Below are 16,626 nucleotides of genomic sequence, written 5' to 3'. Positions count from 1 at the left end.
ACATCAATACTATTATTTTGACATTTTTCTAAATTTTCCTTTTATTTTAAATATTTAAAATATAATTAGGCATATCAGACTAATTTGCGTCTTTTAAAAAAACAAAAATCAGTTCTTTAGCAACAAAAAAAGGCGTCTAAAATTCAGACACCCCTCTAAGACTATTATTAATATCTAGTTCATTTCTTTTAATCGTTTCATTACTAACTGCCTTATAGACAAGGCATTGAATAGGAGAGCCGCAAGAATAAAAACCACTACTCCTGTAATAACTTGAACTATGATCATCACCAATCCAAGGAAATCTCTCATCCACCAGAGTGCGAAGACCATCATCAATGTAGATAAAAGTATTTTCATAAAATCTGCAAAGGGAAATGGGATTGGGTCAATTTGATAATGAACAAGAATCCACGCACTCGCTACAGCAATTAGATATGCCGCTACTGTTGCAACGGCTGCACCTTCTATCCCCATGTGTGGAATAAGCAAGAAATTCAAGATTACATTCACAACCGCAGCCACAACAACCGGAATTATCTGTAGTGCAGTTTTCTTCTTCAAGTGAAACATAATATCCACACAATATAACTTGAAACCTTTTAACAATGCACCGACCACTATAAATGGAATTAGCTGTAATGCATCCGCTCGGAATGCTTCCCCTAACAATAAATTTGTAATGTTAGGTGCTAGTACAATAAATCCACCGGCTGCAGGCAAGGCAATAAAGAACAGCAAACTAATATTCTTTTTTACCTGTTCATACGCAGCAGCTTCCCCTTTATCTTCCATCATTCTCATTGCGATAGGAAATGCTGCCAAGTTAATAATCATCATCAACGTAAATACAGATTGTTCCGTCAGATCATATGTTACAGAATAAATTCCTGTGTCACTTGTTGTTAGTAGATATTCAATGATAAGACGATCAGAATTATGAATAATGACACCAAGCAAAAGGGTTAACGTAAGTGGTGTACCATATCGAGCAAATTCTTTAATCATTGATTTATCAAATTCTTTAAAATCCAGCTTGAATTTCCAGGTTTTGAATGTAGGAAAAAAGATCGCACACCAGAAACCGAAAATTATCCCCAATAATAATCCATGCTCCCCAAAACCAAAATATATAAGGGACGTTCCGAAAATAAACCCAAGTATCGCCCGGGTAAAGGCAATAACTCCATATTTCATCGGTTTGAGTTCCGCTCTAGCTAATGAGAGGTTCATGCTATTCCAAGATTGTGACCACGAAAGCAGCAGGACAAACCCCATAAATACAGGAGATATCTGCTCATTCCCAAAAAACACAAGAGTGAACACAGCTAAAATTGCAGTAATAATCATGATTCCAATAAAAGAAATTTTAATTGTCTCAATCACTTGTGGTGTTTGCCCATACTTCGGGTAAAATCTTAATAAACTTAATCTCAACCACTCAAAAACAAAGGAATTCATTACTGCTGCTATGGCAAATATCAACGCATATGCACCATATTGAGCGGGGCTAAGCAAATTTGTGTATACCGCAATACTTAAAAACCCTATCAGCGAAGGTACGCCATGGGATAGTAAATACGCAGCTGCATGCTTTGATAACATTATCTGGTCCCCTTTTTCTTTCCTACTTAGAACTCAGTCTCTTTGCTAACGTTCTAGTTGTGATGAGTATATTTTTGGGATCCAGCACAATACCCGCCAATGTCCAAGGTACTGATTGAATGGCAAGTTTCCAATTTTTCGCACCAAGCGCATTTAAGAACAGCTGCGACCTTACACGGTGGTGTACCTTAGGTAGCTTATGAATATCCTCTTTGTATTTACTGTAAAATTTGAGATTCCCCGATAATTTCTTATCAAAACTCTTCGATATATTATCCAGATTATCTACTCGATATAGAGTCAGAGATTCAGGAATGTATTCCACTTTGGCTACTTCAGTAATACGTACATACAACTCTAAATCCTGATAGGAAGAAAAGTCTTCATCCAGCCCGTTGATACTATGTAATAAATCTGAGCGAACGGCTACAGCACTATATGTTCCAATCCAATTGGTATACAAAAGGTCATTACGGATCCAACCCTTCTTCCCATATGCATTAGTCTTAAGTTCTACCTTATTTTTGAAATCATAATACGTAAATGCAGAGTAAACTAACCCGGTTTCACCATCAGACTCTTTAATCTTTTTATAAAATAAATCGAGCTTATTCGTAACCCATACATCATCGTCGTCTAAAAAAGCTACCCATTCGCCAGATGCGGTAAAGATGCCTTCATTTCTAGCTCCTCCGCCACCCTTTTTTCGAGTATTCTTTTTATAAATGATCCGGTCGTCACCAAGTCCTCTCACGACAGCTTCAGTATCATCTGTCGAATGATCATCGATAACAATTATTTCAAAATCATTGTATGTTTGTTGAAGAACACTTTCAATTGCTTCTTTCATAATATCTGAACGGTTATATGTCGGAATAATAACCGAGAAGAAAGGTTTCGCATTCATATTATTAGCTCCTTTTCTCTGAATTCCATAGAAACACATTATACAGGGTATTAATTTGATAATCCAATTTTTCTAATTGTTTGTCCTAATATAGGATTATAGGCATAGCTACGAACATGTGTTATAGGAATGGAAGAATTAGTTTAAGTTTTCTCAAGAGTTATACAATCTATGCTAAATGAAACCAAAGCCACGGGATATTTAAATACGAAAAAAGACCCCACTAAAAAGTGAGGTCTTTACTAGTTTCTAGAATATGGAGACGGTGGGAATCGAACCCACGTCCAGAAACATCGCCACTTAAGCGTCTACGAGTGTAGTCAATATATTAGTATTTCGCTGGACATTCCGCCTATTGACTGGCATCCTGGCAGCTAGCCTGATTGTTCTCTTCCTTTGACCTCAGACGGCGATCTCCGGCGTAGCCCACTTAGAGTGAGTCCCTGATCCTACCACATGGGCGATGGAGGGAGGAACCGCTATAGACTGTTATTAAGCAGCTAAAGCGAAGTTGTTGTTTTCTTTGCCAGTTATTATTGGCGTTGACGTTGTTGACGAGGACGATCCCCCCGACTCGCAACCCAAGCTCGAACTATCCCTGTCGAATCCGTAACGTCCCCTCGATATAAATGTCTGTTGAGATTTTACGTCAACAACAACGAGGTTCTACGGGAAAGATAATGAGCTAACAAGTTAGCTATTCAATTATCAAAGTGCCGCCGTTTCAGCGACAACCTTATTATAGCATACTCACATAACTTTGCAATTGTAAGTTACTGTAAAATATCCTATACTATTCCTTCTGACGCTCACGGAATGCGCGCTCGATATCACGTTTTGCTTCTTTCTTCTTCAAGTCTTCCCGCTTGTCATACTTCTTTTTACCTTTACCTAAACCGATCAACAGCTTTGCGTAGCCATTTTTCAGATAGATTTTCAAAGGAACAAGCGCATATCCCTCTTCCTTCGTCAATCCGATCAACTGGTTGATCTGTTTGCGGTGGAGAAGTAGCTTTCTTGTACGCAACGGCTCATGGTTGTAGCGGTTTCCTTGTTCGTATGGACTGATATGAAGATTGTGAAGGAACACTTCGCCGTTTTGAACGCGTGCGAAAGAGTCTTTCAAATTGGCGCGTCCTGCTCGCAGGGATTTGATTTCTGTACCCTGCAGAACCATGCCAGTTTCATATGTCTGTTCGATAAAATAATCGTGGTTGGCTTTCTTGTTGGTGCTGATAACCTTGCCTTCCCCTTTTGGCATAGCGTTCTCCCCCTTCTTGCGGTAGTGAATATTTTACCAAAATTCATGGTTATGTACAAGAAAGAAGAGCCGTACTGCTGGCTCTCCTTCTTTCCGGTATTATCTCTTTTTCTTCTTGGTACGTTTTTGCTTAGGCGCATTCTCAAAGAACTGTTTCTTTTTGTTCTTCTTTTTGCTGCTACCGCCAGGAGCTTGCGTGCTCCAACCGATTTCAATATCATTGATGTCGCTTTCTTGCTTACGCTTTTGACTGCGACCCTTTGTCGGCTTCTTACGGTCTCCACTCTGAATGACCCTTGGTGCCGTTTTCGTATCAGGACGGCGGGTTCCTTTCATCCCGACCACTTCAAAGTCGATGGAACGCTCATCCTTATTCACATTCACGACACGGATGGAGATCTCATCCCCGATTCGGTACACCTTGCCCGTACGTTCCCCGATCATCGCATAGTGGCGTTCATCGTAGCGGTAATAGTCGTCCGTCAGATAGCTGACATGGACCAGTCCTTCAATCGTATTCGGAAGCTCGACGAACATCCCGAAGTTGGTGACGGAGCTGATGATTCCATCATACTCTTCCCCGATTTTATCAAGCATGTATTCGGATTTCTTCAAATCATCCGTTTCACGCTCGGCATCTACTGCACGGCGCTCCATGTTAGAAGAATGCTCCGCTATTTCCGGCAGCTTCTCGCTCCATTTCTCCTGCGTCTTCTGATCGATCTTCTTTTGAATCAAATACGTTCGGATCAGACGGTGGACAATCAAGTCCGGATAGCGACGAATCGGAGAGGTGAAGTGCGTATAGTACTCGGTGCTTAGACCAAAGTGACCCAGACTCTCTTCATCATACTTTGCCTGCTTCATCGAACGGAGCATGACAGTAGATACGACCATTTCCTCCGGCTTTCCTTGTACTGCTTCGATAACCTCTTGTAGTGCACGTGGGTGGATCGCATTCCCTTTCCCTTTTACCACATAGCCGAAGTTTGTGATGAATTCAAAGAAACGCTGTAGCTTTTCTTCCTTCGGATCCTCATGGACACGATAGATGAACGGCACATTCATCCAGTGGAAATGCTCGGCAACCGTTTCATTGGCCACCAGCATGAACTCCTCAATCAACTTTTCCGCAACGGAACGCTCGCGAAGGACGACATCAGTAGGAGTTCCCTCTTCATCCACCAAGACCTTGGATTCTTTAAAATCAAAATCAATGGCACCGCGCAGCATACGCTTTTTGCGCAGTACAGCAGCCAGCTCTTCCATCAACTGGAACATTGGAACCAGAGGTTCATAACGCTCAATCAGCGCTTCATCCTTATCGACCAGGATTTTATTCACATCGGTATAAGTCATACGCTCCGTTGTTTTGATTACACTGTGGAAAATTTCGTGTTTGACGACTTCCCCAGCATTGTTCAATTCCATTTCACATGAAATCGTAAATCGATTCACCTGAGGGTTCAAGGAGCAAATTCCATTGGATAGACGGTGAGGAATCATCGGGATTACCCGGTCCACGAGATACACACTCGTCCCGCGCTCCTGTGCTTCCATATCGATTGCTGAGCCTTCAGTTACATAATGTGTAACGTCTGCGATATGCACACCAAGTTTGTAGTTGCCGTTATCCAGTTTCGTCACCGTAACCGCGTCATCCAGGTCTTTCGCATCTGCACCATCAATCGTCACGATCATCTGGTCGCGCAGGTCACGACGGTCCCCGATATCCTTTTCGTCAATCTCATCAGGTGTTGCATTTGCCTGATCCAATGCTTCTTTCGGAAACTCCTGCGGCAGGCCATGCTTATGAATGACGGAAAGGATGTCCACACCCGGATCATTTTTATGGCCAAGGATTCGGATTACTTCTCCCTCGGCACTTAAACGCCCTTCCGGATACGTCACAAGCTTAACGACTACCTTATGACCTTCTACCGCTCCGTTCGTTGCGCTTTTCGGGATGAAAATGTCGTTGGCAATCTTTTTATCATCCGCAATCACAAAGCCGAAGTTCTTGCTTTCCGTATATGTACCGACGATTTCCTTTACTCCACGCTCGACAATGCGAATGATGGTACCTTCCTGGCGGGAATCACCATTTGCTTTCCGATTGATTCGGACCAGAACAATATCCCCATGCATCGCATTATTCAACTCGGTAGGCGGAATGAATACATCATCCATATCCCCTTCCTCAGGCATCACAAACGCAAAGCCCTTCGAATGGCCGATCACCTTACCCTTAATAAGGTTCATCTTCTCCGGAAGTCCGTAACGGTTACTTCTCGTACGCACAACAAGCCCCTGGTCCTCCATATGAACCAAAGCCTTCACAAAATTCTTGAATTCCTCGGAATCCTTGATTCCAAAAGCCTCTTCCAGCTCCTGGGTCGTCAATGGCTTATATGCCTCTTCTTTCATATAGGACAAAAGCTTATCCACATGCTGCTGAATTATTTCTTCCATATATATGTCCCTCCTTTACAGAAAAGCAATCTCGCTTTTCTTCTCTACTATTAGTATTACCAATCCAATGATTCCAAAAACTCATATACATCCTCATGCAGCTGATCACGCTCTTTATCAAGCGTAATCACATGCCCGGATTCCTCGTACCATTTGATTTCCTTTTTATCCGACTCCACTTCATTGTAGATGATGTTAGCACTGTCGGTGTTGATCATATTGTCATGACGAGCCTGTACCACTAATGTCGGAGAGTAGATCATATCCACATTATTCCGCACATCCGCAATCAATTCCTGCAACGCCTTCAACGTGCCCATCGGTGTTTTTTCAAATTCCTTCATCTCTTGCTCGATTTGCTCAGCGGATTTCCCTTCACGTCTCTTCCATTCTTTTGCGTACTCCAAGACTCCCCGATACATGATCTCTTCACTCTTGATATACATAGGCGCACACATAGGCACAATACCCTTGACAGGAACAGTGTAACCCAATTTCAAAGAAAATACGCCTCCAAGCGAAAGTCCAACAACAGCAATACTTTCATGCCCGCGATCCTTCAGAAATTGATACGCCTCCATGACGTCCTTCCACCAATCCTCTGGACCTGTATTTACTAGTTCTTCTGGCGGTACACCATGACCCTTATACTGTGGAGCATGACACGTATACCCCCGCTTCTCCAGGAAACGCCCCATCATCCGTACATCCGCAGAATTACCCGTAAATCCATGCAACATTAAAACAGCACGTTCGCCGCCCTCAAAAGTAAACGGCTTCGGCAACTTCACATTCATTCAAAACCTATCCTTTCTATGTATACTATCTATAGTATGCTACTGTTATTAAAAAAACAGATACAATTGGTCTAGAAAGAACATTTTACCATAAACGTGTGGGAATAGCTTTTGAGGGAGATTATTATACGGTTATACGGAAACGGAATGTATTCGAATCCTAAAATGTTTTTTCGAGGGTGTGTCAAAAATAAATATTCAAAATGTTTGTTTTATTCTCAATTTCGACAGAAAAAGTAGATTTTAATTACTTTTCTACCTTTAAAACTACGTATTTTTACTATCCAAAATCATCCTTTTCTCCCCTCTTTTATTGAAAATCGTAGTTCATATTCCTTAAAGAATTTTTGTAAAATAATTTTTCCTATTCGACATCAATCAGCAACATTCCATAAAAAGTTAATTTATAATAAATTTGGAGTATAAGAAGGACAAAGTTTATCATACGAAAGTTGTATATCAAAACAACAGTCAAAGGCAAACTTGTTGAAAAACAAGGACGCAAAGTCAACAGATCTAATTTAGTTGTGTAACTATTAGGATGGCTGGGCTGCCTGAAATACCAAAGTATTTTAGGAGGGAAAAGGATGGAGAAGATAGTGTTTAATTTAACTGAAAATTTAGACAAGGAGTGGGTGGAACTAATTGCTAATGCCCTTGATATGGGTATTAGTACGGATGAGATTAGAGATTTTCTGCATAATAACACTACCTCTTCATATAAAAATCTCTAAATAGTAGGAATTATTTCGTATTTTTGTTCTAAATATCTAACAATCCCTTCGTTATATGCTATAATATGCATGATAGGAAGGTGAAAGCCATGATTGGTGAACGAATTAAAAAATATAGAGCACAACGTAAAATGTCTATGTCAGAATTGGCAGATCGTGCTGGCGTAGCAAAGTCTTACCTGAGTTCCATTGAAAGAAATTTACAATCCAACCCATCAGTACAATTCTTGGAAAAGGTGTCATCAGTTTTAGGTGTGTCGGTGAATACCCTTCTGCATGATAATGATGAAAAAGAAAACCTTGATCGTGAATGGGCGACATTAGTAAGAGAAGCAATGGATTCCGGAGTAACAAAAGATCAATTCCGTGATTTCCTGGAATTTAATAAATGGAAAATTAATCAGGATAATAAAAAGTAAGTGCCCTCCAACCTGGCACTTACTTTTTTGATGTAAATGTAATAACATTCAATTCCGGTGTATTAAACAGCCTGAATTTCATGAAAGGCAGTGTATCACTGCTCCCCAATCCGGTACTGACATACTGCTTGATACCTTTGTATTCCCAAAGCCCCTTTACCCTGTCCTGAGGAGGAAAGAGTCCATTTCTGTCGTAATAGGCTTCAGGTACAAAAAACGCACCATAAAAAGGGATTCTAAACTGCCCTCCGTGATAATGACCAGCTAGTAGCAAGTCAAATTCCCTCATGTTATAGTTTGGATCACTATTAAGCAAATCGATCCTGCGATCTACTACAGGATAATGATTCAGCGCAATCAAGAGATCCGTGTCCCCTTCGTCCAACACCAAATTATCATTGTAATTTTCCAGCTGCAATCTAATATAAGGAGAGTAATCTCCATTCACATTTGAATCCCTATATGTCTCGATCCTTTTCTCACTAATAATAGAGCTCTCGAAATCCACGATCCGGATAACCGATTCACCAAGATGAATGGCATAATTAGTCTCAAGAAACTGGACGCCTCTCTCCTCCATTCCTATGACAAACTCGTTTTTTACTATTTCGTCTTGTTTTATAAGATAGGGAACCGGATCCGCATTACCAGGGACAAAAAGAGCATGTTCCTTATTTTTGATTTCTTCAATCAGTTTATAATAAGGGGCATAATTACTACTGCTCTTGCTGTTGAGCATATCTCCTGTAAAGACAATTACATCATATTCTATAGAATTAATTTTCTTGATCAGCCTTTTTTGATTATGTCCGAATTCCTTTTCATGAAGATCTGTGACCTGGAGGACAGTAAAACCCTCAAGGTCCTTTGTAAGGGTCTCTGCTATAATTTCTTCATGTACAATTTTAATCCGGTTATTATCAATAGCTATAAACACTATCAGAAATACAAATAATAATAAAATCATTTTCTTCCTTTTAACCCTTTTCATAAAACCTCTCCAATAACCTTACTTCGTCCGGGATATTCCCTCTCTACCATAACCAATCCAGTTTACAACCTCCCGGACTGTATGATGCACTTTATCATAACTGAAAAATTGATAGTCAATAAAATCTAAGTAACTTTTCACTTTATTGGGTTGAGTATCCTTAACAACTGGGTGGGCATCCCACCACATAGCCGTTCTTCTCTTAGGAAGTGATATGAAATGATCCAAATTTAGAAAATGAAAAGAAACGATTGATAAAGTACGGATTATTCTCTTTAAGGTTTGATGCTTTTTTGCGACAGTCAAAAGTTCGTGGTAGTCCATCTCACTACCTAATACTTCAGCCACTTGGATTATATCCAAAAAGTATTTTGGTGAATCCATATTATGTCTCCAACCGTGGAGGCATATAAAATAAAAAGTAAGAAAGCCTGATAACTCTTTCACATACCGATATCCTCCGGTTACAAGAGCATGATTCCAGAAGTCGTTGATGTTTAAATTTGCCGTCCGTTTCCAAAGAAGGTCCCAGTGCAACTCAACAGTCAAGGGAATGGAAGATCCAGGTATATCCTTACATAAACTGATGTGAAAATGGTTTTTTATTTGCACATGGTCCATGGAGAATCCTAAAGATTTCACAATTTGAACTGCTTCAGTCAAGTCCTGTACTTTTATTAGCAGATCGATATCAGATGTTGCTCTTGCCCCAAGATCTCCATAATATTTTTCCGCAAAGAGAGTCCCTTTTAATGGAATAACCTCGACACGGCTCTCTTCAAAGCACTCCAGGATTCTCGTTTGTTGATTCTTAATATATAAGTTTAAAAACAAACTCTCCTGATAAAGTCTTCTTAATCCTTCCTGGAAGAATATCGGGGTGTCCCCCAGTAAGCCTCTTTCTTTTAATAAGTAATATACCTGAGGAGAGACACCATCTTTTTCTAACAGACTTAATATGTTTTCGTAGTTTCCCTGTTCAGGCAATGGAAGATTGTTTCCTTCATATATTTTCTGTATAAAAGAAATGCTCAAGTTTCTTCCCTCTTCCTATACTAAGTGCAAATCTTTTGATTCCTCTTTAAAAGAGTGATTAAGCTTTTTATACAAACCAGGTTGCTCCAATAGCTCCTCATGGCGACCATATTGGACAATTTCACCTTTATCCATTACTAGTATTAAATCAGCATGCTGGATTGTAGATAAGCGATGAGCAATCACAAGCGTGGTCCTGCCCTCCATCAGCACATCCAAGGCAGCCTTTACCTGATATTCCGTTTCATTATCAAGTGCCGAGGTAGCTTCGTCCAACAAAAGAATCGGCGCGTTTTTCAGCACAGCCCTCGCAATGGCAATCCGTTGCTTCTGGCCACCTGATAATTTAATTCCCCGTTCCCCGATTTCCGTATCATAACCTCTCGTTAAGGATTGGATGAACGAGTCAATATTGGCAATCCTCGCTGCCTCTTCCATTTCCTCTTCTGTTACATCTGGCCTTGCAAGCACTAGGTTTTCCCTGATAGTCCCCTGAAAAAGAAAAGTATCCTGGGATACATGGGCAATTTGACTTCTTAGCTCCGCAATCGTAAACGCTTCAATGCTTCGTCCACCAATAGAGATTTCTCCTGATTGTGGTCTATAAAAGCATTGTAAAAGATTAAACAAAGTGGATTTACCCGCTCCCGATGGTCCAACAATAGCGGTCACTTGCCCGGCCGGTATATGCAAATTGAAATTCTCAACCACTTTTATATGTTCATCATAGCTGAAATGGATATCTTTGAATGTGATAGCTTGCAAGCCCCTATCGTCCTGCCTCACATAGAAAGGCAGCTCTTCACAATCTGTCTTTTCCTCCAAAACTGTCACAACACGTTCCACTGCAGAAATTGACCTTTGGAAACCGGCCCATTGCCCTGCCAGCTCTGTCAACGGATAGACCAGATGATTCACAAGTGTCACAAAAATCAGCAATGAACCTACCGTCATGACACCCGTTGATACGAAATAGGCACCAACACAAAGGGTAGCTATATATGTTAAAGAACTTACGAACTGTGAGCCGGAATGAAACCAGCCCCTTAGCTTGGCATTCTTCATTTCCAATGAATACAATTCTTGATTTTGTTTCCTATAATTCCTATACAACAGCTTTTCCAATGTAAATGACCTGACAGTCAAAAAGCCTTGAAAGGATTCATTTAAGAAGCCGTTCATTTTGGCAACTAAATAATGAATCTTCCTGCCATTATTCCGTAGCAATATGCCAAAGAAGGCACCGGAAACAATTGCGGCCGGGGCAACAAGCAAACTGATCACAGACAGCTGCCAATTGATCTGGAACAAAAATATAAAAACGGTCAAATAAATTAATGGAAGATAGATAAAATTGATTATATTACTGCCAACCACACCATCTATACTATTAATATCATTTGTAAAATGGGAAACAAGTTCTCCGGAAGAACGGTTTGATGCAGTAGAAGCCGGAAGCCGTAATACATGTTGAAATACATGATTTTTCAAATCTTTTTTTACTCCATAAGTTGCAATCGCTTCAAAATAAATATAAATGAATCCCGTAACTATACTAATTATCGTAATGGAAATTCCTATCGGAACCAACCATCTAATATCATCAAAATTGCTTTGCACTGCTGCATCTGCAATATTTCCAAAAAACCATGCAAATCCGATGGTCAACCCAATATCAACCATAAGAAGACTAAGCAGAATTATATATGCTTTCTTATTTTTTTTGATAAAGGGGGACAAAAGTACAAATATTTTTTTGATATCATTAACCGAGAAGTATTGGCTTTTTAGTTCCATTAACCTTTGTTTATAACTTGCGCTCATCTCATCACTCCAAATCAGGCAGAGGTTTTGTGCTTCAAATATAGTCTGATCACAGAGGAGACAACAGGGACTGACTGAACGAAATGTCCCCAAACTTTCAAAGAAAAATTGTCCAGATGTATATTCTTATCGTTTCTTTTTATATACATCAATTTTCCTAATATGTGGCTCTGCTCAATAGGTGGATCAAACCCAAGATTACCATCACCCTTACATATATAACGGGTATTATCTATTTGAATTAGGCGATGAGCAACAAAGCAATTGGAAGGGGTTGAAAAAAGAATGACATCCCTTTTTTTCAGCTCGGAAGGATTACAATAGGAGAATCTGCATATGTCTCCCTCTTTAATGAGTGGATACATACTCGTACCGTGCGAGGGAAGGTCGATCCACCCTTTTTTAAGCAATACCTCCCTTACCATGGGGACGATCCTTTTATCTTCAGGGAACATTCCTGATAACTCCACAATTCTCAAGCTGCATGATAAAGTCCTCTATCTCTTCTTTTTGCACTAAACCTGAACCATGAAAGTGCCTTTCTACAGATTCCACGATACTCTCCACAGTCTGGGCTTCGCTTAGAATGGACCAACATAAGCCACCAACCTGGTTAATTTTCGTTACCGTAAAATTCTCCGTATTTAAAATGATCCACTCATCATCTAATTCCGAGGCTTCACAACCACTATTTTGAATATACTTCCTGCTCAAGAAATCACCTCCCAGAATTTATCGTTCTTTTGAAAATATAAGTGATGAACAGGTGTCAGGTTTACCAATTTTTTTAACAGCACTATTATTTTTTTCGTATCCTCTGCTTCCCGTGACCAATAAAATACCTTATCCATCAACTGGAGGAAGGCATCTGATCTCTTGATGGCATGCTTGTGAATTTCATAGGATTGGTGGAGCAAATATATTCCCTCAACAGGTGAATATTCCGTAAGATTGGTAGGCTTAATCTCACTTCGGAAGGGAGAATGATAAACGGTCGATACCCCCTTATCAATTTTTACGATGGCAGCTTCATCCGAAAGAATGGTTCTCGGAATAGACAGCATAGCGGAAGTCGATTTCCCGGCCCCTGACTGTCCCGCAAAAATAAAGGCCTTACTATCATTGACTACGGCGGATGAGTGTATCAACAACCCCCAATTGTGATAAACAATGAAGGAACTATATAAGTTCATCATGGCATGCTTCAAGGCGAGGTCATCATGGAAGTAAAGTTTTGCCACCTTATAATCGCTGTCCACGGTTATTTGATAGTCAGACCGCCGGAAAATGATTTTTCCATTTTCCCGAAAGTTATCCACCTCATAGTTTATAAACGATGTACCATAACCACTTTCAAGATAGATTAATAGATGTGGTTTGACTCGTTTGTTTCCCTTTAGAATCTCATACTCCTCTCTAAACTTAGTTAGAAGATGTTTATAGGGACTGACAAATTTAATATGGTGCTCCCCTATTTTTACATGCAATGTTTTCATCGTTAAGCCGCCTTTTTGAGATGATGACAGAGCCAATAGGGAGAATTGACTCTGTAAATGGAGTTATCTATTTTTTTTAGTTTGGCCAGGTGGACATCCATTATTATGTGGAGGAGCACCCCCAACCGGACCTCCGTTTCCATCACCTGGTGGACCTGGAATATTCCCTTTTCCCATACAACCTGCTGCATTCCAGCTTTGCGAAGTTTCAAACCTTATTGGCTGATGCAGCAAAACTTTTGGCGCAATATATTCGTTGGCATTCATAAACTCACCTCCCCTCTCCAATTCTTTATTAAGAACATAAAGACTGCTCGGTGGCTAATATTTTTATTCCTTTAGTAAGTGGCTTTCATCTGGCTCTTCAGCAATTTACCAAACACACTTTTTCTTTCTTCGGCAAGTTGGCCAAACTCGCCTCGTTGGATGATGAAACCATTTTCCAACACGACAACCTGATCTGCATTCCTGATCGTGGATAATCGATGGGCAATAACAATAATCGTCATTTTCCCTTTCAGCATCTCCAATGCATGCTGGATTTTGGATTCATTCTCTGTATCAAGGGCACTTGTCGCTTCATCCAGGACCAGAATGGACGGCTTTCTTAAAATGGCCCTTGCAAGTACAAGCCGCTGACGTTCGCCACCGGAAAGTTTAATACCTCGGTCTCCAATCACCGTATCAAGTCCATTAGGTAACTTTCTTACAAATTCTGCTGCAGATGAAAATTCAAGCGCTTCCCATACTTCATCCACAGATGCCTCCGGTTTTACCAACAATAAGTTTTCCCTGACGGTCGTATTGAATAGGAATGGATCCTGGGGTACATAACTAATTGCTCTTCTTAGGGAAACAAGCTTGTCGCTTGTAAGCGGGATACCGTCTATTAAGAGCTCTCCATACTCCGGCTGATTCAATCCCATCAACAAATCAATTAATGTACTCTTGCCCGCTCCGGATTTACCAACTACCGCTGTCATCTGATTACCAGGAATGTGCAGGTTAATGTTGTTGAGGGCAAATTCAGGTTGGTCCTTCCTGTATCGAAAGAAGACATCTTTACACTCCATGCTTGTATGAACTTCCATCGGTCTAATATTATCAGTAGTTTCAGTAAATTCCCTGGCATTTCTCGACTCATTCTGGATGGCAATCACCGCTTTAAACGCAGGTATAGTGGTAGCCAGTTGTTCAAGGGAGCCCTGTATCCCTGCCACCCTTGGCCATAGCCTGGAGAAGATGACAATTATGAGCATCAATTGAGTAACTTGTGCATTAAAGAGCACCACACCAAGGTAAATAAAAACGGCAATCAGAACAGCAGAAGCGATTTTATAATACAATTGGGATTTTGTTTTGAGTCTCGTATATTCAATCTGCTCATTTTGCATCCGTTCGGTGATATTCTGATACCAAACCATTCTCGAATCTTCCAATGTATTACTCTTAATATCTTTGATTCCATTAATCTGATCGGTAATTCCAGCCAGATAGCTGCGGCCCAAGTCATAGTTACGCTTCCCTAATTCCATCGACCATTTCAGGAATTTTCTGTTTAACAGTACGAGAAAAACTCCACTAATCAGAATAAAACTTGTAATAGTCGGTGACAGCATCAAAGCTAAACCTATCTGAATGACAGTAAAAATCAAGGAAGAAGCAAACTGCAAAAAGGAGCTCGTGCCTGCACTTGCTCTGGCAACTTCCGTCGTCATAAAATTGATCAAGTCTGACTTACGGTTTTTGATGAAGAAATTCCAGTTTGCATGTAAAAAGGAATCATACGTTTGTACCCGCAAATGCCGAAAAAATCCTTGCTGGATAATTGCATTCCGTATCGTAATCTGCCTGTGGACAATATTATGGGCAACAACAATCAGCACATAGATAGCCAGTATCCCAGGCAACCCTAAGAATGCAGCAACACCTTCTAAATAGGACAGGACACCTCCTAATGGCGTCCCTGCGGCTTGGAAATTAATGATCCCCGTCATGTTGATCATCGGAATTAAAAGAAGAATCCCGATCCCATCCAGCAAACCGATGATAACCATCGAAATCATATTAATATATAGGATCTTCCCCGCGTAATGATGGATTTTTGTGAGAAAATAGCGGAACTCCTTCATGTAAATCCTCCTGACATTTTAAGGGCCTTTTTTTTCAGCTTTCACAATTAAAATCCTCAGTCCCTACACTGAGAGGGGGTAAACATCAAAAAAAGGTTTCATTTATATCTAAAATTTCAAGATGCGGTTTCTCCCACACTTTCATTTGATATACCTCCTTAAATTCTCGCCAATTTTTTTAATGTTTCTACTTTCTTTGTATCATTCATCAACTTTTCTACATCAAAGATTACGGCCATTAGGGATGTGCCAGGTCCTTTCATTTCTGCTTTCGATTCTATTGCAAGACCAAACTTCATTTGCATCATCTGAAAAAACTTCTTTTCCATGAGACCTATATAAAATTTAGGCCGATAGGTTAAAATATGGTCCTCAAACACATGAAAAAAATCAGTGAAATAACCTTTATGCTGAAACTTTTCACTTAAACATAATTTATCAATTTCCCACACTCGATCTTGGTATTGTTTTATTCCCTTTAGTTCTGAAAAGCAGTATTTACCAGGTCCTTCAACTGTACAGTATGGACTTTCAGGATTGTAACGCAAAAACTCTATGGTCCCAATTATTTTTTTCTTGTGGAAAAAAGGAAATATTTTATCTTGGAGTAAAAGGAGATTATAACGAATTCCTTGTGGGTCATATGGGTCGTTCATCCATTTATTTTTCTTGCAGATATGCTCCCACATGCTCTCGAAGGCTTGCTGTTGTTGGAAATTTTCAACTCTTTCATACATGAACAATCCGCCTATTCAAAGTATATTAAGTAACCCTTCACCAAAAGTTAAAGGGTTACAATTTGATATTAACTTTCTCCACTTATAGGTTCGCAATCATTATCATCTTCATCAGATCCGCCTCCTCCACCTGGATTCCAGCCTTTCATGGTTTGGCGAATTTCTAAAACATCTAACGTAGGCTTATTCCATTCGCTTTTCAATACATTCACCTCC

17 protein-coding genes, 1 other RNA gene and 1 riboswitch are annotated in these 16,626 nt (G+C 40.1%); of the genes, 2 read left to right on the top strand and 16 right to left on the bottom strand.

Annotation, left to right across the window (positions count from 1 at the left end):
• Positions 1 to 174: 174 nt before the first annotated feature.
• The 6 genes from ABN702_RS00870 to ABN702_RS00845 all read right to left on the bottom strand — a co-directional run bounded on the left by ABN702_RS00870 (position 175) and on the right by ABN702_RS00845 (position 7,042).
• On the bottom strand, positions 175 to 1,605 hold the full coding sequence (locus ABN702_RS00870) for an oligosaccharide flippase family protein (protein WP_417898997.1): 1,431 nt from the start codon (positions 1,603 to 1,605) through the stop codon (positions 175 to 177).
• A gap of 22 nt (positions 1,606 to 1,627) precedes the next feature.
• The gene (locus ABN702_RS00865; RefSeq protein ID WP_417898996.1) at positions 1,628 to 2,512 is read right to left on the bottom strand and encodes a glycosyltransferase family 2 protein; all 885 of its coding nucleotides are present in this window, start codon (positions 2,510 to 2,512) and stop codon (positions 1,628 to 1,630) included.
• 254 nt (positions 2,513 to 2,766) lie between these two features.
• Positions 2,767 to 3,132, bottom strand: a transfer-messenger RNA (tmRNA) gene (gene ssrA / locus ABN702_RS00860).
• A 173-nt stretch (positions 3,133 to 3,305) separates the two neighbouring features.
• Positions 3,306 to 3,773 carry an SsrA-binding protein SmpB gene (gene smpB, locus ABN702_RS00855; protein WP_204412412.1) on the bottom strand — a complete coding sequence of 156 codons (468 nt, stop codon included), beginning with the start codon at positions 3,771 to 3,773 and terminating at the stop codon, positions 3,306 to 3,308.
• Positions 3,774 to 3,872: 99 nt separating this feature from the next.
• Positions 3,873 to 6,245: a ribonuclease R gene (rnr, locus tag ABN702_RS00850; protein WP_417898995.1), complete on the bottom strand. Its 2,373-nt coding sequence runs from the start codon at positions 6,243 to 6,245 to the stop codon at positions 3,873 to 3,875.
• A 56-nt stretch (positions 6,246 to 6,301) separates the two neighbouring features.
• Positions 6,302 to 7,042 (bottom strand): alpha/beta hydrolase, encoded by a 741-nt coding sequence (locus ABN702_RS00845; protein WP_417898994.1) that lies wholly within the window; start codon positions 7,040 to 7,042, stop codon positions 6,302 to 6,304.
• A 466-nt stretch (positions 7,043 to 7,508) separates the two neighbouring features.
• Positions 7,509 to 7,600, top strand: a riboswitch (cyclic di-GMP riboswitch).
• A gap of 29 nt (positions 7,601 to 7,629) precedes the next feature.
• Here ABN702_RS00845 and ABN702_RS00840 point away from each other — a divergent pair.
• The gene (locus tag ABN702_RS00840) at positions 7,630 to 7,776 is read left to right on the top strand and encodes an anti-repressor SinI family protein (protein ID WP_417898993.1); all 147 of its coding nucleotides are present in this window, start codon (positions 7,630 to 7,632) and stop codon (positions 7,774 to 7,776) included.
• Between the two features lie 89 nt (positions 7,777 to 7,865).
• Positions 7,866 to 8,195: a helix-turn-helix domain-containing protein gene (locus ABN702_RS00835; RefSeq protein ID WP_417898992.1), complete on the top strand. Its 330-nt coding sequence runs from the start codon at positions 7,866 to 7,868 to the stop codon at positions 8,193 to 8,195.
• A 19-nt stretch (positions 8,196 to 8,214) separates the two neighbouring features.
• Here the strand turns inward: ABN702_RS00835 and ABN702_RS00830 are convergent, their stop codons facing one another.
• The 10 genes from ABN702_RS00830 to ABN702_RS00785 form a co-directional block, all read right to left on the bottom strand.
• Positions 8,215 to 9,186: a metallophosphoesterase gene (locus ABN702_RS00830; protein ID WP_417898991.1), complete on the bottom strand. Its 972-nt coding sequence runs from the start codon at positions 9,184 to 9,186 to the stop codon at positions 8,215 to 8,217.
• Between the two features lie 18 nt (positions 9,187 to 9,204).
• Positions 9,205 to 10,221 carry a nucleotidyltransferase family protein gene (locus tag ABN702_RS00825; protein ID WP_417898990.1) on the bottom strand — a complete coding sequence of 339 codons (1,017 nt, stop codon included), beginning with the start codon at positions 10,219 to 10,221 and terminating at the stop codon, positions 9,205 to 9,207.
• 15 nt (positions 10,222 to 10,236) lie between these two features.
• Positions 10,237 to 12,045, bottom strand: a complete 1,809-nt coding sequence (locus tag ABN702_RS00820; protein WP_417898989.1) for an ABC transporter ATP-binding protein — start codon at positions 12,043 to 12,045, stop codon at positions 10,237 to 10,239.
• Positions 12,046 to 12,489: 444 nt separating this feature from the next.
• On the bottom strand, positions 12,490 to 12,759 hold the full coding sequence (locus tag ABN702_RS00815) for a PqqD family protein (RefSeq protein WP_417898988.1): 270 nt from the start codon (positions 12,757 to 12,759) through the stop codon (positions 12,490 to 12,492).
• Positions 12,756 to 13,541: a hypothetical protein gene (locus ABN702_RS00810; RefSeq protein WP_417898987.1), complete on the bottom strand. Its 786-nt coding sequence runs from the start codon at positions 13,539 to 13,541 to the stop codon at positions 12,756 to 12,758. Before ABN702_RS00810 ends, ABN702_RS00815 begins: the two co-directional genes overlap by 4 nt.
• A gap of 63 nt (positions 13,542 to 13,604) precedes the next feature.
• Entirely contained in the window at positions 13,605 to 13,808 is a 204-nt protein-coding gene (locus tag ABN702_RS00805) for a hypothetical protein (RefSeq protein WP_417898986.1), read from the bottom strand.
• 71 nt (positions 13,809 to 13,879) lie between these two features.
• Positions 13,880 to 15,673: an ABC transporter ATP-binding protein gene (locus ABN702_RS00800; protein WP_417898985.1), complete on the bottom strand. Its 1,794-nt coding sequence runs from the start codon at positions 15,671 to 15,673 to the stop codon at positions 13,880 to 13,882.
• An 85-nt stretch (positions 15,674 to 15,758) separates the two neighbouring features.
• Positions 15,759 to 15,818, bottom strand: a complete 60-nt coding sequence (locus ABN702_RS00795; protein WP_417901014.1) for a paeninodin family lasso peptide — start codon at positions 15,816 to 15,818, stop codon at positions 15,759 to 15,761.
• A 13-nt stretch (positions 15,819 to 15,831) separates the two neighbouring features.
• Entirely contained in the window at positions 15,832 to 16,410 is a 579-nt protein-coding gene (locus ABN702_RS00790; protein ID WP_417898984.1) for a hypothetical protein, read from the bottom strand.
• A 68-nt stretch (positions 16,411 to 16,478) separates the two neighbouring features.
• The gene (locus ABN702_RS00785) at positions 16,479 to 16,613 is read right to left on the bottom strand and encodes a paeninodin family lasso peptide (RefSeq protein WP_417898983.1); all 135 of its coding nucleotides are present in this window, start codon (positions 16,611 to 16,613) and stop codon (positions 16,479 to 16,481) included.
• Positions 16,614 to 16,626 lie beyond the last annotated feature (13 nt).

Source organism: Bacillus haimaensis, from assembly GCF_048270625.1.
GTDB lineage: Bacteria > Bacillota > Bacilli > Bacillales > Bacillaceae_I > Sutcliffiella_A > Sutcliffiella_A haimaensis.
Note: the sequence above shows the minus strand (reverse complement) of the source record. Positions and strands in the feature narration are given on the sequence as shown.